Genomic DNA, 19,690 nt, shown 5'->3' with positions numbered 1-19,690 from the left:
GTATTAGTCAAACTCCAGTTCCACCTGCTCCGAACCAATGAGGCCACGGAGATCGTTTAATAAACGATCGCTCGGAGAGACACGCCACGTCGCGCCAAAACGCAATCGCGCGCGTGCATCCGCCCTCTGATAGTAGAGATGTACTGGAATTGTCCCAGAGCGGTGGGGTTCCAGAGACTGACGGAGTCGGTTTAAAAGCTGGTCATCAATTTGCCTGTCCGTCAGCGAGATAGCAAGCCCGCGAGCATATTTTTCCCGGGCTTCGTCAATATCCATCACTTCGCGAGCGGTCATTTTAAGCCCACCGCTGAAGTCATCAAAGCTGACCTGTCCGCTGACGATAAGTATGCGGTCTTTTTCCAGCAATTGCTGGTATTTATCCAGGGCGTCAGTAAACAACATCACTTCCAGCCGCCCGGAACGGTCATCCAGCGTGCAGATACCGATACGATTGCCGCGCTTGGTGACCATAACCCGCGCGGCAACAACGAGCCCCGCAGCCGTGATGACTTTACCACGTTCTGTCGGGTGCATGTCTTTCAGCCTTACGCCTCCGACATAACGCTCAATCTCTTTTAAATACTGGTTGATAGGGTGTCCCGTCAGGTACAGACCTAACGTTTCACGTTCCCCATCTAATACCACCTGCTCCGGCCACGGTTGGCAGCTGGCGTAGGATTGTTCAATTTGTTCCGGCTCTTCGGCCAGCACGCCGAACATATCGGCCTGACCGATAGCTTCCGCTTTCGCGTGTTGATCTGCCGCTTTTAACGCATCGCCCAGCGAGTTCATCAGCGCCGCGCGGTGTGGCCCAAGACGGTCAAACGCCCCGGACATGATCAGTTTTTCCAGCACCCGCCGGTTTAACTTTTTGGTGTCGGTACGGGCGCAGAGATCAAACAGTTCGCGGAAGTAGCCGCCTTTATTACGGGCTTCGATGATGGCCTCAATCGGGCCTTCACCTACCCCTTTGATCGCGCCAATACCATACACGATTTCGCCGTCGTCGTTGACGTGGAAATGGTAAAGACCGGAGTTTATATCTGGTGGCAGGATTTTCAGCCCCATCCGCCAGCACTCATCCACCAGGCCCACCACCTTCTCGGTGTTGTCCATATCGGCGGTCATTACCGCCGCCATAAACTCCGCCGGATAGTGCGCTTTCAGCCATAACGTTTGATATGACACCAAAGCATAGGCCGCCGAGTGCGATTTGTTAAATCCGTAACCCGCGAATTTCTCCACCAGGTCGAAGATTTTCATCGCCAGTTCGGCGTTGATTCCGTTCTTTTCTGCACCTTCAGCAAATACAGAACGCTGCTTAGCCATCTCTTCCGGCTTTTTCTTACCCATCGCACGACGCAGCATATCCGCGCCACCGAGGGTATAACCAGAAAGCACCTGGGCAATCTGCATGACCTGTTCCTGATACAGGATGATGCCGTAGGTTGGCTCCAGTACCGGTTTCAGGCTTTCATGCTGCCACTGCACGTCCGGATAGGAGATCTCTTCGCGACCATGTTTACGGTCGATAAAGTTATCCACCATCCCTGATTGCAACGGGCCGGGGCGGAACAGTGCCACCAGTGCGATCATATCTTCGAAGCAGTCAGGTTGCAGACGCTTGATCAGGTCCTTCATGCCGCGCGATTCAAGCTGGAATACCGCCGTGGTTTCCGAGCGTTGCAGCATGTCGAAGCTTTTCTTGTCATCCAGCGGGATCGCGGCGATATCCAGCGGCGGCTCGCCATTCTTCGCCCGCCGCTTGTTGATCATCTCCAGCGCCCAGTTGATGATGGTGAGCGTACGCAAACCGAGGAAGTCGAACTTCACCAGCCCGGCGTATTCAACGTCGCTTTTATCAAACTGGGTGACCGGATGTTTGCCCTCTTCATCGCAATAAAGCGGCGCAAAATCAGTAATTTTGGTCGGCGCGATAACCACCCCACCGGCGTGCTTACCGGCGTTACGGGTGACCCCTTCCAGTTTGCGCGCCATGTCGATCAGCGCCTTAACTTCTTCATCCGCTTCGTAGATTTCCGGCAGCTGCGGCTCGGCTTCAAACGCTTTCGCCAGCGTCATACCCGGATCGGGCGGGATCAGTTTCGAGATACGATCGACAAATCCGTACGGATGCCCCAATACACGGCCTACGTCGCGGATCACCGCTTTCGCCGCCATCGTACCGAAGGTGATAATCTGCGATACCGCATCGCGACCGTACATGTCCGCCACATGTTCGATAACCTGGTCACGTTTCTCCATACAGAAGTCAACGTCGAAGTCAGGCATAGAGACACGTTCCGGGTTAAGGAAACGTTCGAACAGCAGGTCAAATTCCAGCGGATCGAGATCGGTGATTTTTAACGCGTAGGCCACCAGTGACCCTGCACCAGAACCACGGCCTGGCCCTACCGGTACACCGTTATCTTTCGACCACTGGATAAATTCCATAACGATGAGGAAGTAACCCGGGAAGCCCATCTGGTTGATAACCTGAAGTTCAGTATCCAAACGTTCGTCATACTCCGGACGACGCTTAAGACGTTCTTCCTCGTCAGGGAATAAAAATGCCAGACGCTCTTCCAGGCCTTCTTTTGCACGCTTGACCAGATAATCTTCGGTACTCATGTCCCCGGTCGGGAATTGCGGCAGGAAGTATTCACCCAGACGCACGGTTACGTTACAACGTTTGGCAATCTCAACGGTGTTGGCAAGGGCTTCGGGGATGTCGGCAAACAGCTCACACATCTCCTCTTCGCTACGCATATATTGCTGCGGCGAATAGTTACGAGGGCGTTTAGGATCGTCGAGGGTAAAGCCGTCGTGGATCGCGACGCGGATTTCGTGTGCGTCAAAGTCGCTGCTGTCGATAAAGCGCACATCGTTAGTCGCCACGACGGGCAAACCGCGCGCTTCCGCCAGTTCCACCGCCGCGTGCAGATAGCTTTCTTCGTCCGGCCTGCCGGTGCGGATCAGCTCGAGAAAATAGCGATCCGGGAAGTGTTCTTCATAAAACGCGACACACTCATCTACCAGCGCGCTGTTACCACGCAAAAGACTGCGTCCAACGTCGCCCATGCGCCCGCCGGAAAGAAGGATCAACCCTTCATTTAATTCGATAAGCCAGTCGCGATCGATGATCGGCCCGGCGGCACCGTACCCGCGCTGATACGCTTTTGAGATCAGCAACGTCAGATTCTGATAGCCGGTATTGTTCGCCGCCAGCACCGTCAGGTGGGTTAACTCATCACCCAGCAGGTCGCACTGGACGTTAAAATCCGCCCCGACGATGGGCTTAATCCCTGCGCCATGTCCCGCTCCGTAGAACTTCACCAGACCGCAAAGGTTGGTGAAATCGGTGATCGCCAGTGCTGGCATACCCAACGCCGCCGCCTTTTTTACCAGCGGTGCGGTTTTGGCCAGGCCATCGATCATCGAGTAGTCGCTGTGCACCCGCAGGTGTACGAAACGTGGTTCAGACATCTTCAGATTCCGGTTTACTTAATCTCGACACAAGAATCAGGACGCAAGTCCCAGTGCGCGTTTGACAGGCCCAAAGCTGCGCCGATGGTGTTCGGTCGCGCCGTGTTCAGCCAGTTTTTCCAGATGAAAAGCGGTTGGATACCCTTTGTGTTGGGCAAAACCATATTGCGGGAAAACAATATCCAGCGCCGCCATTTCGGCGTCACGCGTCACTTTCGCCAGGATAGACGCGGCACTGATTTCCGGTACGCGGCTATCGCCTTTCACCACAGCCATCGAAGGCATCGGTAATTTCGGGCAGCGGTTACCATCAATCAACACATATTCCGGCGCAATATGCAGTCCAGCGACGGCACGCTGCATCGCCAGCATAGTCGCATGTAAAATATTCAGTTCGTCGATTTCGTGAGGTTCCGCACGGCCCAGACTCCAGCTCAACGCTTTCTCTTTGATCTCTTCACAGAGCGCCAGACGGCGTTTTTCGCTCAGCTTTTTGGAATCATTCAGCCCGGCAATTGGGCGCGCCGGGTCAAGGATCACCGCAGCGGTGACGACCGCGCCAACTAACGGCCCGCGTCCGACTTCATCCACACCCGCAACCAGCTGCGTGTGCGGATAGACAAATTCGATCATTGTGCTAACTCCAGAACGGCTTGTGCCGCCTGCTCATCGGCATTGCAGCGGATCTGCTGATGCAGCTCGCGGAAGGTGTCGTGCATCGCATGGCTGGTTTTCCCGTTCGCCAACAGCGGTAACAGCGCCGCAGCCAATTTTTGCGGCTCACACTCTTCCTGCAATAACTCTTTGACTAACTCTCTGCCCGCCAGCAGATTTGGCAGCGAGACATAATCAGTTTTCACCAGTCGCTTCGCCAGCCAGAAGGTGAAAGGCTTCATGCGATATCCCACTACCATCGGGCATTTAGCCAGCATACACTCCAGTGCTGCCGTACCCGACGCCAGTAGCGCCGCATCACTGGCGACCATCGCCTCACGGCCCATTCCATCCAGCAAATGAACCGACAGGTCTGGCGCGACTGCAGCTTTGATGCGTTCAAACTGCTCGCGGCGTTTGGCATTCACCAGCGGCACCACGATTTCGAGATCCGGATATGTCTGGCGCAAAAGCTGGGCCGTTTTCAGGAAATCGGCACTAAGCATTTCGACTTCTGCACCACGGCTGCCCGGCAACAATGCCAGACAGTGGGCATCGTAAGGGATCCCCAGCACATCACGGGCACCATTTTTATCTGGATCTAATGGCATGGCATCAGCCATGGTATGACCGATAAAGCGGCACGGTACGTTGTATTTGTCATAAAACGCTTTTTCGAAAGGCAGAAATGCGAGCACCAGATCGGTGGCTCTGCCTATTTTGAAAACGCGTTTCTGTCGCCACGCCCAGACGGACGGACTGACGTAATGAATGGTTTTGATACCCTGCTTTTTGAGGTTACCTTCAAGAGTAATATTGAAGTCAGGCGCATCAATACCAACAAAAACATCTGGCTTCAGTTCGCCAAAACGCTTTGTCAGATCGGCACGAATATGTAGTAAGCGACGCAGACGACCGAGCACTTCAACAATGCCCATCACTGCCAGTTCTTCCATTTCGTACCAGGCTTCGCAGCCTTCAGCCTGCATTCGTGGCCCGGCAACACCAACAAAGCGGGCGTTGGGCACACGTTCTTTCAGAGCGCGGATTAAACCGGCCCCCAGGATATCGCCGGAGGTTTCTCCGGCGACCAGGGCAATCGTTAATGGACGCTGTTCAGTCATTAACGAATCAGACCGCGCGTTGAGCGTGCAAAGAAATCGGTAAAGGCTTTCACTTCCGGATATGTTTCCGCCAGTTCAGCAATTTCCGGTTTCACTTCATCGAGCGTTTTACCGCTACGATAAATCAGCTTATACGCATTGCGGATAGCGGTAATCGCCTCACGGCTGAATCCGCGGCGCTTCAGCCCTTCGATATTGACACCGAACGGCGTTGCGTGGTTACCCTGCGCAATGACATAAGGAGGGACGTCCTGCGCCACACCGGAGCAGCCGCCAACCATCACATGCGCACCAATGATGCAGAACTGATGGACTGCGGTCATGCCGCCGATGATCGCGAAGTCGTCAACCGATACGTGACCCGCCAGCGTTGCGTTGTTGGCGAGGATGCAGCGGTTACCTACCGTACAATCGTGCGCAATGTGCGCATTGATCATCAGTAAGTTGTCGCTGCCCACCTTCGTCAATCCACCGCCCTGGACTGTGCCACGATGAATGGTGACGCTTTCGCGAATGCGGTTACGATCGCCGATTTCCACGCGGGTCGGTTCGCCAGCATATTTCAGATCCTGGTTAACTTCGCCGATGGAGGCGAACTGATAAATCTCATTATCGCGGCCAATTTTAGTATGACCATTCACGACAACGTGAGATTTCAGTACGGTACCCTCACCAATTTCGACATGGGGTCCAACGATACAAAAAGGACCAATGTGAGCGTTCGCGCCAATCGACGCGCCCTCTTCCACAATGGCGGTTGGATGCACAAAGGCGGATTTATCAATCACGTATCAGGCCTCCCGGCTACGAGCACACATCATCGTTGCTTCGCAAACTACTTTACCGTCGACCAGAGCAACCCCTTTAAAACGGGTCAGGCCGCGGCGCGTTTTTTCGAAAGTGACTTCCATGATCATTTGATCGCCAGGCACGACCGGGCGCTTGAAGCGCGCTTCGTCAATACCAGCGAAATAGTACAGCTCACCCGGTTCCAGTTTTCCTACGCTTTTAAACGCCAGAATACCTGTTGCCTGTGCCATTGCTTCCAGAATCAGCACACCCGGGAAAATCGGTTTTCCAGGGAAATGGCCCTGGAAGAATGGCTCATTGACAGAGACATTTTTTACTGCGCGCAGAAAACGACCTTCTTCAAAATCCAGCACGCGATCCACCAGTAAGAACGGGAAACGGTGCGGCAGAAGTTCTAAAATCTCTTCAATCTGCAGAGTATGAGTGTTAGTAGTCAAGATACTCTTCCTGTCAAAATATAAGAAACGACAATAATAACACGGCCTGCCGCAATCGTAAGAATGAGACAGGCCGTAAAGTTTGGCGAACAAAAGATGGAACGTTAGTCTTGTTGATTAACCTTGCGCTCAAGCGATTTCAGACGCTTGCTCATGTCATCAATGTTCATCACCAGTGCAGCGGTTTTGCGCCAGACTTTGTTGGGTTGCAGCGGAATGCCTGAGGAATAGACGCCTGGTTCAGTGATGGGACGCATCACCATACCCATGCCCGTAACCGTCACTTTGTCGCATATTTCCATATGCCCGTTGATTACGCTGGCTCCGCCGATCATGCAGTAACGACCAATTTTCAGGCTGCCCGCCATAATGACGCCACCGGCAACTGCCGTATTGTCGCCAATCACGACGTTATGTGCAATCTGGCACTGGTTATCAATGATCACGCCATTGCCAATAACAGTGTCATCCAGCGCGCCGCGATCGATGGTTGTGCAGGCACCGATCTCCACGCAATCGCCAATAATTACGCGACCAATCTGTGGGATCTTCACCCAGTTACCACGATCGTTGGCATAACCAAAGCCGTCTGCGCCTACCACTGTTCCGGACTGGATCAGGCAATTCTGACCGATCTGGATCTCATGGTAAATGGTTACGTTCGCCCAGAGACGCGAACCTGCACCGATTTTGCTGTTTTTACCTACGAAGCAACCGGCACCGATAATCACGTTATCGCCCAGTTCAACGCCGGATTCAATCACCGCGTTAGCGCCAATCGATACGTTGTTACCCAGCTTCGCCGTCGCGTCGATCACCGCACTGGGTGCAATGTTCTGCGCGGGCTGCGGCGTGGTATCTAAAATTTGCGCCATGCGCGCGTAAGTCAGGTAGGGATTCTTCACTACCAGCGCGGCACTTTTCGCGAAAGGAAGATCGTCCTGGGTCATGACAACCGCGGACGCCTGGCACAAGCCTAAATGCTCACGGTATTTTGGGTTAACCATGAACGTAATGTGACCTGTTTGTGCAGATTGCATGGACGCAACGCCGGTGATGACGATATCGCCATCACCGTGTAGTTCTGCATCCAACTGCTGCGCTAAATCAGCCAGTCGAATTGAAGGCATTACTTATTTAACCTGTTTCAGTACGTCGGCAGTGATGTCTTTTACATCGCTGCTGTTGTAAGCAACGGCGTTTGCATCAACAACCAGATCGATATCCTGGCTGTTGGCAACGGATTTCACAGCAGTCTGGATGCGAGTAACCAGTTTGCCGCGTTCTTCGTTGGAACGACGTGCGCGATCCTGCTCAAAAGCCTGCGCTTTCTGAGCAAAAGTCTGGCGCTGAGCCATCACGTCTTTTTCCAGCTTAGTGCGATCGCTGCCCGCTTTCATGGACTGCAGCTTTTTCATTTTAGCCTGCAGATCGGTTTCCATACGCTGCAGTTCGCTGGCACGGCCTTTGAACTCATTTTCCAGCGTGTTAGAAACACCGGTTTTCTGCGCTACCTGCTGGAACAGGCTGCCCATGTTGACGATTGCAATTTTGTCAGCCGCCTGAGCAGATGTTGCCAGTGCTAAACCGAGACCTGCAGCTAATAACCACTTTTTCACAATAAACTCCTTACCATCCCATTTGCACCGGAGGGTGCAGTTCTTTGCGTGGCCCGGCGATCTTATATTGATCGCCTAAAGTCATCGCTACACTACCACTACATTCCTTTGTGGAGAACACTTACCAGGTTTTACCGATGTTAAACTGGAACTGTTCTGCCTTGTCTCCATCGTACTTTTTGAACGGCTGGGCGTAGGAGAACACCAACGGCCCCAATGGGGACATCCATTGTAATGCGATACCCGCAGACATACGGATATTGCTTGGATCACTATAGTCCGGATATCCAGAATATTGGCTGGAATCCCAGTTTGTATCCCAAACGGTACCCATATCCCAGAAGAAGGAAGTACGAACCGAGTTAGCATACTTATCGCTAATAAACGGCGTCGGGGTGATGAACTCGAGGCTGGCAACCGCCATGGCGTTACCGCCTACAGCATCATCCGATTTACACAGATCTTTCGCGCCGTCCTGAGTCGCACATTCGTAATCATAGTCCGGATCATAATTACTGGCCTGATGCGGGAAGTAAACTGCTTTCGGACCAATGGTATTGGACTGGAAGCCACGCACGGTGCTGGAACCACCGGCATAGAAGTTCTCATAGAACGGCATCTCTTTGCCGCCTAAACCATCACCATAACCCCAGCGGGTACGACCCAGAACAACCCATTTGTGATCGTCATCAATCGGCACATAAGTCGCCGTGTCTAACGTCACTTTGTAGTATTCGTTATCCGATCCCGGAATGGTCACTTTACCGGTCAGGTTGACACGTGAACCATCTGTCGGGAAGTAACCACGGTCAAGCTTGTTATAGGTCCAACCATAGTTGAACGTGAAGTCGTCCGTTTTGAAGCTGTTATCCTGATCAGAGGTGCTCGGATGTTCACCCATAGAGTACAGATAACGCCACATCGCAACCTGAGGCTGCATGTTGGACAGGGAGTTATGTACATAACCCAGACCTGCACGCAGCGAGTTATATTCGTTGATCGGGAAGCCCAACGTCACGTCTGTACCATAACTCTTGTTGGTATAGTCGGACAGGTCGGCGTCATCTGCCTGGAAGTCATTATAGAAGAGACGACCACCGAGGCTTACACCATCTACGGTGAAGTACGGGTTGGTTACCGACAGTTCAGCATAGGTCTGGTAATCGTTTTTGGTCCCGTTGATACCAACAGCATAACCCGTACCTAACCAGTTATCCTGTTGCACACCAGCCTGGAAGCTCACGCCACTTTCAGTACCGTAACCAATCCCGAAGTTGAAGCTACCGGTGTTACGTTCTTTCACCTTGTAGACTACATCAACCTGGTCCGGGCTACCCGGAACGCGTTGGGTATCGGTATCGACAGTTTCAAAGAAGCCCAGACGATTCAGACGCTCCTTACCCTGATCGACCAGATCGCTCCCCAGCCATGCACCTTCCATCTGACGCATTTCGCGACGCAGGACGGCATCTTTCGAGGTATCGTTACCTTCAAAACGGATCTTACGCACGTAGAAACGGTTACCCGCATCAACGTTCACACGTAATTTAACGGTTTTGTCGGCATCGTTAATTTCAGGCATCGACTGTACGCGCGGATAGGCATAACCATAGCGACCAAGAAGCTTTTTAATGTCATCTTCCATTTTGGTCACTTTGGTGCCGTTATACAGCTCGCCCGGCTCGATCTTAGTCAGCTGCTCAATTTCAGCGGAGTGCCCGGCAAGGTTGCCGCTCACTTCAACGCCAGAAAGCTTGTACTGATCGCCTTCGGTGATGTTCACCGTGACGTAAATACCTTTTTTATCTGGCGTCAGACTGACCTGGGTAGAATCGATGTTGAAACGGGCATAACCGCGATCCAGATAGTAACTGCGCAGGGTTTCAAGGTCGCCCGCAAGTTTCTGTTTCTGGTATTTACGATCGCCTACCACGTTCCACCACGGCACTTCGTCACGCAGTTGGAAATGAGAGATCAGTTCATCGGTGGTGAAAGCATGGTTACCAACAATGTTAATTTGCTGGATTTCAGCTGACACACCTTCCTGGAACACCAGTTTTAGGTCAACACGGTTGCGCGGCAGCGGGGTCACGACAGCTTTAACGCTGGCGCTATATTTACCGACGCTGTAGTAGAAGTCTTCCAGACCTTTCTCGATATCGGCAATGGTGGTGCGATCGAGGGATTCGCCCACACGCACACCAGAAGCCTCGAGGTTTTGCTTCAGCATGTCATCTTTCACCGATTTGTTACCGGAGAAAGTAATGCTGGCAATGGTCGGACGTTCTTTTACCTGAACCAGAAGGGTATCACCATCACGAAGGACGCGAACATCCTCAAAGTTGCCGGTAGCAAACAGAGCGCGAATGGTATTACTGATATCTTCATCATTAACCGTGTCGCCTGTGCGCACCGGCATACTGAGGAGGGCCGCACCAACGGCGACACGCTGAAGGCCTTCGAAATGAATATCTTTCACTACGAACCCTTCAGCACCGTATACGGTGGCGCTGCTAAACAGCAGCGACGCTATGAGCAACTTTTTCATCGCCATCGTTATTATGCGTTCTTCCTAACTAACTCTCATAACCGAGAGAAATCATTGAAAAGTGCAAGCCCCATTAACAGCACCAGCAGAATCGAGCCAATGCGATAACAAAAGTCTTGAACCCGCTCGGATACCGGTCCGCCCTTGATCTTTTCGATCGCAAGGAACAGCAGATGCCCCCCGTCAAGTACGGGCAACGGAAACAGGTTAATTATCCCTAAGTTCACGCTAATAAGCGCAAGAAACGGCAGGTAATAAACTACCCCGAGTTCCGCTGTCATCCCAGCCCCCTTGGCGATAGAGATCGGCCCACTGAGGTTGTTCAGTTTCACATCACCGGTGATCAATTTTCCCAGCATACTGACCGTCAGCTTCATCAACTGCCACGTTTTGTCCGTGGCTTCGACGATAGCGTTGAACGGCCCATACTGGCGTACAACTTTATACTCATCTGGCAAAGGAATGACTTTCGGCTCAATACCGACAAAACCAATCGCTTTACCCTTACCCGGTTTACTCTCCGGGATTAATGTCAAAGACAAGGGACTCCCCTGCCTTTCGATTTCTAACGCTAAGGATTTACCCGGGTTATCCCGGACAAGCATCACAAAGGTCACCCACTGCGTTAAGGGCTGACCATCGACTTTAACGATCCTGTCGCCTGCTTGCAAACCTGCCTTGCTTGCCGCCGAGTTTGGCTGCACATTTTCCAGTACAGGTTCAATTTGCGGCCCACGAGGACGAATCCCCAACGAAGATACCGGATCTTCTTTATCAGGCTCAAACGCCCAGTGACGTAAATCGAGCTTTACATCCCGCCGTTGGTCGCTGCCAAATGGCGCTACCGTAATGGTGGTGCTTTCATCGCCAATTTTATCGACCAACTGCAAACGCACGGCATCCCAATCAGGCGTTTCGATACCATCTACGGCTTTTAGTTCCGTACCTGGTGCAATTTGTGCTTCCGCAGCTATCGAATTGGCTGCTATTTCACCAACCACCGGACGTACGCCAGGCACACCAATAATAAAAACCAGCCAGTAGGCAAAGATAGCAAAAATGAAGTTTGCAACCGGACCTGCGGCAATAATCGCCGCTCGTTGGCCGACAGATTTATTATTGAAGGCATGGTGGCGGAGTTCCGGAACAACCGGTTCTGCGCGCTCATCCAGCATTTTGACATAACCGCCCAACGGGATCAGGGCGATAACATATTCGGTGCCGAGCTTATCAGTTCGCCGCCAGAGCGCCTTACCAAACCCTATTGAGAAACGCTCAACGCGAACACCACAACGCCGGGCAACCCAGAAATGACCAAATTCATGCACGGTGATAAGTACACCCAGTGCAACGATGAACGAAGCCAAATCCCAGAGAAAACTCAGCATATTACCTTCCGTTAAAGCGTCCTGAATACCAGTAACAACAAGCAAGCAAAGACCGGTACCGCAGCCGTCAGGCTATCAATACGATCTAAAATACCACCGTGTCCTGGAATTAAATGACCGCTGTCCTTAATTCCTGCTTCACGCTTAAACATACTTTCGGTCAGATCGCCGAGCACTGAGGCTAACGCTGCGACAATAGAGCAAATGAGTAAGGTGACGGGAGCGACGTCGAGATTCACCCACATGCCATAACCCCATGAGATTACCGCTGCGGTCACTAGTCCACCGATAAAGCCTTGCCAGGTTTTACCCGGAGAAACCTTCGGTGCTAGTTTATGTTTACCAAACAATTTGCCAAACATATATGCGCCAGAGTCAGCGCCCCATACCAGGATCATGACATAGAGCAGCCATATTGCGCCACTGTAATGATTCTCGTCGTAGTGCCAGGCCCGTAACGCCAGCATGCCCCAGAAGAAGGGAACAATGGTTAGCACGCCAAAAATAATGCGCAATGTTTTAGAGTTACGCCAGATTGCTGCGGAACCTGGGTAAAACAGCACCAGCAATAGCGCGACAATCCACCAACCCAGCGAAGCCCAAAGTGAGATTTCAACCAGCGGTTGATGAATATTTCGGTGATATTCCGGCAACAGAAAAAGCATCAGCGCCAACAATAACCCGCATAACACCGCCAACCATACTCGCTGCGAACGAGTGGTAAAACCGCTAAGCTGTCCCCATTCCCACGCTGCCAGCATACAGACCACCAGCGTTACAATGGCGAACCCCACCGGCGGCAACAGAAACAACGCCGCGATGACGACGGGTATTAACACAAAAGCAGATATCAGGCGATACTTCAGCAAAAGCGACCCCCATCAGGCTGTTTCATCACCGGGCTCGGTGCCGCCGAAACGACGCTCTCGATTAGCAAAGGCATTTAACGCCCCTTCAAAGTCTTGTTCATCGAAATCGGGCCAGAGAACATCTGTAAAGTAAAGTTCGGCATAGGCAATTTGCCAAAGCAAAAAGTTACTAATGCGATGCTCCCCCCCAGTCCTAATTACTAAATCTACAGGGGCCAGTTCATGCATACAGACATGCTGGTTTAGCATCTCTTCATCTATCTGATCTGGTTGCAGGTTTCCTTGCTGCACCTTTTCAGCCAGTTGCCTGACTCCCTGGACTATATCCCAACGTCCACCGTAGTTCGCCGCAATATTCAGCGTCAGACCGGTATTCCCGGCTGTTAGCGCTTCAGATTTACGAATACGTTCTTGCAAACGCGAGTTAAAGCGACTGGTATCGCCAATAATACGCAGACGCACGTTATGTCGGTGCAGACTTTTTACTTCGCTATCTAGCGCCCACACAAACAGTTCCATTAACGCACTGACTTCCTGCGCTGGTCGGTTCCAGTTTTCACTACTAAAGGCATACAGCGTTAACGCCTCAATACCGTTGTTGGCCGCAAAAGAGACAGCCCGGCGGACGGATTTTGCCCCGGCTTTATGCCCAAAGGCACGAATCTTCCCTTGCTTTTTTGCCCAGCGACCATTGCCGTCCATAATGATCGCAACATGACGACAGCCATGCGCTGGCAATTTTTCGCTAAGTGGTTGAGTAGCAGACAACATCACGCGTTTCTTATTCCCTGACAGGGTTTACGGTACTCAGGAATACTGAAGCCTATACAAAAAAAAGCCGTGTAAAACCACGGCATACCTGACCTTATAAAGCCAACTACTTACGATCAGATGGCGCAGACTATATCACTGAAGCCCTACGCTAACAAATAGCGCGACTCTCTGTAGCCGGATTATCCTCAGCTTGCGAGACGCATCACCTCTTTTCTGGCGACTTCACGCGCGTTCGCATCAACAGATAACACATCATCCACACATTGTGGTTCGCGCATATCCATTTTTTCCAGTACGGATAAATTCAACGCAGCGATATCCGTAAAGCGGATTTGTTGCGCAAGAAAAGCAGCCACGGTGATTTCGTTTGCGGCATTCAATGCTGTCGTCGCTGCCTGGCCTTGTTCGAACGCCTCCATCGCCAGTTTCAGGCATGGATAACGATCATAATCCGGTGCGGCAAATGTCAACGCACTTAGTTTGCAAAAATCGAGCGGCTTCACGCCAGAGTTCACGCGATTCGGCCATGCCATGGTGTGAGCAATTGGCGTACGCATATCCGGTTCACCCAGCTGCGCCAGAACACTGCCGTCCTGGTAGCGCACCATTGAGTGAATCACTGACTGCGGGTGAATCAGCACTTCCATCTGGCTGGCGCTGGCGTTAAACAGCCAACGCGCTTCAATGTATTCCAGACCTTTGTTCATCATGGTAGCCGAATCGACAGAAATTTTACGTCCCATCGACCAGTTCGGATGACGGCAGGCTTGATCGGGCGTCATTGTTGCCAAATCGCGCAATGGCGTCTCACGGAAAGGGCCACCAGACCCGGTAAGTAAAATGGACACCACGCCATTTTGCTCAAGGTCAGCGTATCCCAGATTATGCTGGATAGGTTGCGGTAAACTCTGAAAAATGGCGTTATGTTCGCTATCGACCGGTAACAATTGCGCTTTGCTCTGCTTTACGGCGTCCATAAACAGACGTCCGCAGGTAACCAGTGATTCTTTATTGGCCAGCAAAATGGTTTTACCCGCGCGGATCGCAGCAAGCGTAGGTAACAGCCCAGCAGCGCCAACAATGGCTGCCATCACCTGATCAACATCCTCAAGCGCTGCCATATCGCAAGCGGCTTGTTGCCCACTTAAGACTTCGGTGCGGCTACCCTGTTGCTGTAGCATCGTTTTAAGAAGTTTCGCACTCGCTTCATCGTCCATTACAGCATAGCGGGGAGAGAATTCCAGGCACTGTTCTACCATGCGAGCGACATTTTTGCCTGCCACCAGCGCAACTACGCGGAAGTGTTCGGGATTATGGCGCACCACGTCCAGCGTGCTGCAACCAATCGAGCCGGTCGAGCCCAGAATGGTGAGTTGCTTCATGAAACATCCAGAGTTGAGACAGAATAAAAAGCAAAACGCCGCCAGCCGATCCGCAAGGATCTACTGAGCGGCGTTTTTGTCGTTCAAGAAATCAGAACTGCATCAGTTCTGCTTCTTTGTCTGCCAGCGCCGCTTCAATTTTCTTGATTGCAGCATCAGTCAGTTTCTGTACATCGTCCTGAGAACGGCGATCGTCGTCTTCGCTGATCTCTTTATCTTTCAACAGTGCTTTCACTTTGTCGTTCGCGTCACGACGCACATTACGTACTGCAACACGCGCTTGTTCTGCTTCACCACGAACGATTTTGGTCAGATCTTTACGACGTTCTTCCGTCAGCGGCGGCAGCGGAACACGGATGTCGCTACCCGCAGAGTTCGGGTTCAGGCCAAGATCGGACGCCATAATCGCTTTTTCAACGGCCGGAGACATTGAACGATCAAACACGTTGATTTTCAGAGTACGGGAATCCTCTACCGTTACGCTTGCCAGCTGACGCAGCGGCGTCGGCGTGCCGTAATATTCCACGACAATGCCATCCAGCAGGCTGGGAGAAGCACGACCCGTGCGTATTTTGCTGATTTGGGTTTTGAACGCTTCTACGCATTTGTCCATGCGTACTTCAGCATCTTTTCTGATATCGCTAATCACGTTACGAATCCTTGAAAACTTGTCTCAGTCAGACCAGACAGTCACACACAGTGGAAGTGTGCTAAGTATAGCCCTGATTAAACATATTACGGGTAAGATCCCCCGCGATACTTACGCGGAATCTTACCCTTATTTATCCATCACGGGAATTATTCCGTGATTAAAGTCCCTTCTTTTTCACCCATTACCACACGGCGCAGCGCACCCGGTTTGTTCATGTTGAAAACACGAATCGGTAATTTATGGTCACGAGCAAGCGTGAAGGCCGCCAGGTCCATGACTTTCAGCTCTTTTTCCAGCACTTCGCTGTAAGTCAGTTGCTCGTACATGGTTGCGGTTGGATCTTTCGCCGGATCAGCAGTAAACACGCCGTCAACTTTGGTTGCTTTCAGCACCACATCGGCTTCAATTTCGATACCACGCAGGCAAGCTGCTGAGTCGGTGGTAAAGAACGGGTTACCTGTACCGGCGGAGAGGATCACCACACGGTTGTTGCGCAACAGGCTGATAGCTTCTGCCCAGCTGTAGCTGTCGCACACGCCATTCAATGGAATAGCGGACATCAGACGAGCGTTCACATAGGCGCGGTGCAGTGCATCACGCATTGCCAGGCCGTTCATTACGGTCGCCAGCATCCCCATGTGGTCGCCCACAACGCGGTTCATACCCGCTTTCGCCAGACCAGCGCCACGGAACAGGTTACCCCCACCAATCACCACACCAACCTGAATACCCAGTTCAACCAGTTCTTTGATTTCCTGAGCCATGCGATCCAGTATGCTTGCATCAATACCGAAGCCTTCAGTGCCCTGCAGAGCTTCGCCACTCAACTTAAGCAGAATGCGTTTATAGACGGGTTTTGCATTGGTAGCCATGTTTCTTTCCTGAGACTGTCAACGATTGAAATGAATTAATACTAGCGACATTGTACGTCGCTTTTCAGCGCAGCCCCACAAGGGTTAGCTGAATTTACAAGATGGGCACAAAAAGAAGCCGCCCTCAGGCGGCTCCTTTTCGATAATTAAGACTGCTTGGACATCGCAGCAACTTCTGCTGCAAAGTCAGTCTCAACTTTCTCGATGCCTTCACCCACTTCGAAGCGGATGAAGCCAGTCACTTCAGCGTTATGCTCTTTCAGCAGCTGACCAACAGTTTTGCTTGGTTCCATAACGAACGGCTGACCGGTCAGAGAAACTTCGCCGGTGAATTTCTTCATGCGGCCTTCAACCATTTTCTCTGCGATTTCTTTCGGCTTACCAGACTGCATCGCGATATCCAGCTGTACCTGGTATTCTTTTTCTACCACTTCAGCGGATACGTCTTCTGGTTTGATGAATTCTGGCTTGCTTGCAGCAACGTGCATAGCGATGTGTTTAACCAGCTCTTCGTCAGCGCCTTTAGCAGCAACCAGAACACCGATACGCGCACCGTGCTGATAAGAACCCAGAACGTCGCCTTCCAGCGCAGCAACGCGGCGAATGTTGATGTTTTCACCAATTTTCGCTACCAGCGCAACACGTTCTTCTTCGAACTGTGCTTTCAGTACTTCAACGTCAGTGATTTTGCCAGCAACAGCTGCGTCCAGAACTTTGTCTGCGAACGCCTGGAAACCAGCGTCTTTTGCAACGAAGTCAGTCTGGCAGTTAACTTCCAGAATGATGCCGTAGTTGCCGTCGATTTTGGTTTTGATCACGCCGTCAGCAGCAACGTTGCCTGCTTTTTTCGCTGCTTTAATAGCACCGGACTTACGCATGTTTTCGATTGCCAGCTCGATGTCGCCGTTAGCTTCAGTCAGTGCTTTTTTGCAATCCATCATGCCTGCGCCAGTACGCTCACGCAGCTCTTTTACCAGGGATGCGGTAATTTCAGCCATTCTAAAATCCTCGGAGATGTGATCTGCCCGGCATTAAACCGCACAGATATAAAAGTGAAAAAGGGGGCCATATGCAGGCCCCCTAACCAAACGTGTACTACCTGGTCTATAAGGGCTCGTACGAGCGTGCCTTATTACTCAGCTTCTACGAAGCTTTCTTCCGCCTGGGAAGCCAGATCCTGAGAACGGCCTTCACGTACGGTTGCAGCAACAGCGCCCAGGTACAGGGTCACAGCACGGATTGCGTCGTCGTTACCCGGGATAACGAAGTCAACACCGTCCGGATCAGAGTTGGTATCAACGATAGCAAATACCGGAATACCCAGGTTGTTTGCCTCTTTGATAGCAATGTGTTCGTGGTCAGCATCGATTACAAACAGAGCGTCCGGCAGACCGCCCATGTCTTTGATACCGCCCAGGCTGTTTTCCAGTTTCTCCAGCTCACGAGTGCGCATCAGCGCTTCTTTCTTGGTCAGCTTGTCGAAAGTACCGTCCTGAGACTGAGTTTCCAGGTCTTTCAGACGTTTGATGGACTGACGAACGGTTTTCCAGTTAGTCAGCATACCGCCCAGCCAGCGATGGTTCACGAAGAACTGGTCGCAGCTCAGAGCAGCGTCTTTCACCGCTTCGCTTGCAGCGCGTTTAGTACCAACGAAAAGGATTTTACCTTTGCGAGAAGCAATCTTGTTCAGTTCAGCCAGAGCTTCGTTGAACATCGGTACAGTTTTCTCAAGGTTGATGATGTGAACTTTGTTACGCGCACCGAAGATGAACGGCTTCATTTTCGGGTTCCAGTAACGGGTCTGGTGACCGAAGTGAACACCAGCCTTGAGCATGTCGCGCATGGAAACAGTTGCCATGATTAAAACCTCTATATAAAAGTTGGGGTTATGCCTCCACGTATCCCATATTACCGACCCCAAAGGGCACCCCGGAATATGTGCCGATACGTGTGTGTTGTTACACAAAGTGAGATTGTCGCTTCCGTCCAGTCTGTGTATACGAAATGGATCGGAAGTCCGGCGCGCTTTATACCACAAATACGTCGTGGACACCAATAATTGTTGGCGCTGTGTACAGCATCAGACGTTGAATTTTCTATTATAGAAAACCTTCAGTGGCACGTTTGGCGAAATTCAGAATGATTCTCAATTTGCCCGGGTGTGATACCATTGACGGCACTTACATATATATTGTCGGTATCACCGACGCTGATGGACAGAATTAATGGCTATCTCAATCAAGACCCCAGAAGATATCGAAAAAATGCGCGTCGCTGGCCGACTGGCTGCCGAAGTGCTGGAGATGATCGAACCGTATGTTAAACCGGGCGTCAGCACCGGCGAGCTGGATCGCATCTGTAATGATTACATTGTTAATGAACAACACGCGGTTTCTGCCTGCCTCGGCTATCACGGCTATCCGAAATCCGTTTGCATCTCTATTAATGAAGTGGTGTGCCACGGTATCCCGGACGACGCCAAGCTGCTGAAAGATGGCGATATCGTTAACATTGATGTCACCGTAATCAAAGATGGTTTCCACGGCGATACCTCGAAAATGTTTATCGTCGGTAAGCCGACCATCATGGGCGAACGTCTGTGCCGCATCACGCAAGAAAGCCTGTACCTGGCGCTACGCATGGTAAAACCTGGCATTAATCTGCGCGAAATCGGTGCGGCAATTCAGAAATTTGTCGAAGCAGAAGGCTTCTCCGTCGTTCGTGAATATTGTGGACACGGTATTGGTCGCGGCTTCCACGAAGAACCGCAGGTGCTGCACTATGACTCCCGTGAAACCAACGTCGTGCTGAAACCGGGGATGACGTTCACCATCGAGCCAATGGTCAACGCGGGTAAAAAAGAGATCCGCACCATGAAAGATGGCTGGACGGTAAAAACCAAAGATCGCAGCTTGTCTGCACAATATGAGCATACTATTGTGGTGACTGATAACGGCTGCGAAATTCTGACGCTACGCAAGGATGACACCATCCCGGCGATAATCTCGCACGACGAATAAAATGAAGCCGGCGAATGCCGGCTTTTTTAATGCAATAATTTAATCTTATGGGTGG

Annotated in this window: 17 protein-coding genes; 1 reads left to right on the top strand and 16 read right to left on the bottom strand. The window is 51.6% G+C overall.

Going from position 1 to position 19,690, the window contains the following annotated elements; translation table 11 throughout:
• Positions 1–3 precede the first annotated feature (3 nt).
• From dnaE to rpsB, 16 genes are all read right to left on the bottom strand, one after another.
• Complete coding sequence (gene dnaE / locus C4F37_RS22760; RefSeq protein WP_001294747.1) at positions 4–3,486, bottom strand: DNA polymerase III subunit alpha; 3,483 nt, start codon at positions 3,484–3,486, stop codon at positions 4–6.
• Positions 3,487–3,522: 36 nt separating this feature from the next.
• Complete coding sequence (gene rnhB, locus C4F37_RS22755) at positions 3,523–4,119, bottom strand: ribonuclease HII (RefSeq protein ID WP_000569423.1); 597 nt, start codon at positions 4,117–4,119, stop codon at positions 3,523–3,525.
• Positions 4,116–5,264 (bottom strand): lipid-A-disaccharide synthase, encoded by a 1,149-nt coding sequence (gene lpxB / locus C4F37_RS22750; RefSeq protein ID WP_000139678.1) that lies wholly within the window; start codon positions 5,262–5,264, stop codon positions 4,116–4,118. Before lpxB ends, rnhB begins: the two co-directional genes overlap by 4 nt.
• Positions 5,264–6,052 carry an acyl-ACP--UDP-N-acetylglucosamine O-acyltransferase gene (gene lpxA, locus C4F37_RS22745; protein WP_000565966.1) on the bottom strand — a complete coding sequence of 263 codons (789 nt, stop codon included), beginning with the start codon at positions 6,050–6,052 and terminating at the stop codon, positions 5,264–5,266. Before lpxA ends, lpxB begins: the two co-directional genes overlap by 1 nt.
• Positions 6,053–6,055: 3 nt before the next feature.
• The gene (gene fabZ, locus C4F37_RS22740) at positions 6,056–6,511 is read right to left on the bottom strand and encodes a 3-hydroxyacyl-ACP dehydratase FabZ (RefSeq protein ID WP_000210739.1); all 456 of its coding nucleotides are present in this window, start codon (positions 6,509–6,511) and stop codon (positions 6,056–6,058) included.
• 104 nt (positions 6,512–6,615) lie between these two features.
• Positions 6,616–7,641: a UDP-3-O-(3-hydroxymyristoyl)glucosamine N-acyltransferase gene (gene lpxD, locus C4F37_RS22735; RefSeq protein ID WP_001540749.1), complete on the bottom strand. Its 1,026-nt coding sequence runs from the start codon at positions 7,639–7,641 to the stop codon at positions 6,616–6,618.
• Positions 7,642–7,644: 3 nt separating this feature from the next.
• Entirely contained in the window at positions 7,645–8,130 is a 486-nt protein-coding gene (skp, locus tag C4F37_RS22730) for a molecular chaperone Skp (RefSeq protein ID WP_000758956.1), read from the bottom strand.
• Positions 8,131–8,251: 121 nt separating this feature from the next.
• Positions 8,252–10,684 carry an outer membrane protein assembly factor BamA gene (gene bamA / locus C4F37_RS22725; RefSeq protein ID WP_001240896.1) on the bottom strand — a complete coding sequence of 811 codons (2,433 nt, stop codon included), beginning with the start codon at positions 10,682–10,684 and terminating at the stop codon, positions 8,252–8,254.
• Between the two features lie 29 nt (positions 10,685–10,713).
• Positions 10,714–12,066, bottom strand: coding sequence for a sigma E protease regulator RseP (gene rseP, locus C4F37_RS22720; protein ID WP_001298422.1), 1,353 nt, complete (start codon positions 12,064–12,066; stop codon positions 10,714–10,716).
• A gap of 11 nt (positions 12,067–12,077) precedes the next feature.
• Positions 12,078–12,935: a phosphatidate cytidylyltransferase gene (gene cdsA, locus C4F37_RS22715; RefSeq protein ID WP_000922441.1), complete on the bottom strand. Its 858-nt coding sequence runs from the start codon at positions 12,933–12,935 to the stop codon at positions 12,078–12,080.
• Between the two features lie 12 nt (positions 12,936–12,947).
• The gene (gene ispU, locus C4F37_RS22710; protein ID WP_001295562.1) at positions 12,948–13,706 is read right to left on the bottom strand and encodes a (2E,6E)-farnesyl-diphosphate-specific ditrans,polycis-undecaprenyl-diphosphate synthase; all 759 of its coding nucleotides are present in this window, start codon (positions 13,704–13,706) and stop codon (positions 12,948–12,950) included.
• A 188-nt stretch (positions 13,707–13,894) separates the two neighbouring features.
• Positions 13,895–15,091, bottom strand: coding sequence for a 1-deoxy-D-xylulose-5-phosphate reductoisomerase (ispC, locus tag C4F37_RS22705; RefSeq protein WP_000811911.1), 1,197 nt, complete (start codon positions 15,089–15,091; stop codon positions 13,895–13,897).
• Between the two features lie 91 nt (positions 15,092–15,182).
• Entirely contained in the window at positions 15,183–15,740 is a 558-nt protein-coding gene (gene frr / locus C4F37_RS22700) for a ribosome recycling factor (protein ID WP_000622418.1), read from the bottom strand.
• 149 nt (positions 15,741–15,889) lie between these two features.
• The gene (gene pyrH, locus C4F37_RS22695; RefSeq protein ID WP_000224573.1) at positions 15,890–16,615 is read right to left on the bottom strand and encodes a UMP kinase; all 726 of its coding nucleotides are present in this window, start codon (positions 16,613–16,615) and stop codon (positions 15,890–15,892) included.
• Between the two features lie 146 nt (positions 16,616–16,761).
• Positions 16,762–17,613: a translation elongation factor Ts gene (gene tsf, locus C4F37_RS22690; RefSeq protein WP_000818114.1), complete on the bottom strand. Its 852-nt coding sequence runs from the start codon at positions 17,611–17,613 to the stop codon at positions 16,762–16,764.
• A gap of 134 nt (positions 17,614–17,747) precedes the next feature.
• The gene (gene rpsB, locus C4F37_RS22685) at positions 17,748–18,473 is read right to left on the bottom strand and encodes a 30S ribosomal protein S2 (protein ID WP_000246882.1); all 726 of its coding nucleotides are present in this window, start codon (positions 18,471–18,473) and stop codon (positions 17,748–17,750) included.
• A 367-nt stretch (positions 18,474–18,840) separates the two neighbouring features.
• Between rpsB and map the strand changes: the two genes are divergently transcribed.
• On the top strand, positions 18,841–19,635 hold the full coding sequence (map, locus tag C4F37_RS22675) for a type I methionyl aminopeptidase (protein ID WP_001018194.1): 795 nt from the start codon (positions 18,841–18,843) through the stop codon (positions 19,633–19,635).
• Positions 19,636–19,690 lie beyond the last annotated feature (55 nt).

The sequence above is a fragment of the Escherichia sp. R1 genome, assembly GCF_003000935.1.
In the GTDB taxonomy this organism is placed as follows: Bacteria; Pseudomonadota; Gammaproteobacteria; order Enterobacterales; family Enterobacteriaceae; genus Escherichia; species Escherichia coli.
This window is presented reverse-complemented; position numbering and strand designations above follow the sequence as displayed.

Bases quoted from the DNA above. Each gene is read 5' to 3' on its own strand.
- map (WP_001018194.1), top strand. From the start codon at position 18,841: ATGGCTATCTCAATCAAGACCCCAGAAGATATCGAAAAAATGCGCGTC.
- ispC (WP_000811911.1), bottom strand. From the start codon at position 15,091: ATGAAGCAACTCACCATTCTGGGCTCGACCGGCTCGATTGGTTGCAGC.
- lpxB (WP_000139678.1), bottom strand. From the start codon at position 5,264: ATGACTGAACAGCGTCCATTAACGATTGCCCTGGTCGCCGGAGAAACC.
- tsf (WP_000818114.1), bottom strand. From the start codon at position 17,613: ATGGCTGAAATTACCGCATCCCTGGTAAAAGAGCTGCGTGAGCGTACT.
- rnhB (WP_000569423.1), bottom strand. From the start codon at position 4,119: ATGATCGAATTTGTCTATCCGCACACGCAGCTGGTTGCGGGTGTGGAT.
- dnaE (WP_001294747.1), bottom strand. From the start codon at position 3,486: ATGTCTGAACCACGTTTCGTACACCTGCGGGTGCACAGCGACTACTCG.
- rpsB (WP_000246882.1), bottom strand. From the start codon at position 18,473: ATGGCAACTGTTTCCATGCGCGACATGCTCAAGGCTGGTGTTCACTTC.
- ispU (WP_001295562.1), bottom strand. From the start codon at position 13,706: ATGTTGTCTGCTACTCAACCACTTAGCGAAAAATTGCCAGCGCATGGC.
- bamA (WP_001240896.1), bottom strand. From the start codon at position 10,684: ATGGCGATGAAAAAGTTGCTCATAGCGTCGCTGCTGTTTAGCAGCGCC.
- lpxD (WP_001540749.1), bottom strand. From the start codon at position 7,641: ATGCCTTCAATTCGACTGGCTGATTTAGCGCAGCAGTTGGATGCAGAA.
- rseP (WP_001298422.1), bottom strand. From the start codon at position 12,066: ATGCTGAGTTTTCTCTGGGATTTGGCTTCGTTCATCGTTGCACTGGGT.
- pyrH (WP_000224573.1), bottom strand. From the start codon at position 16,615: ATGGCTACCAATGCAAAACCCGTCTATAAACGCATTCTGCTTAAGTTG.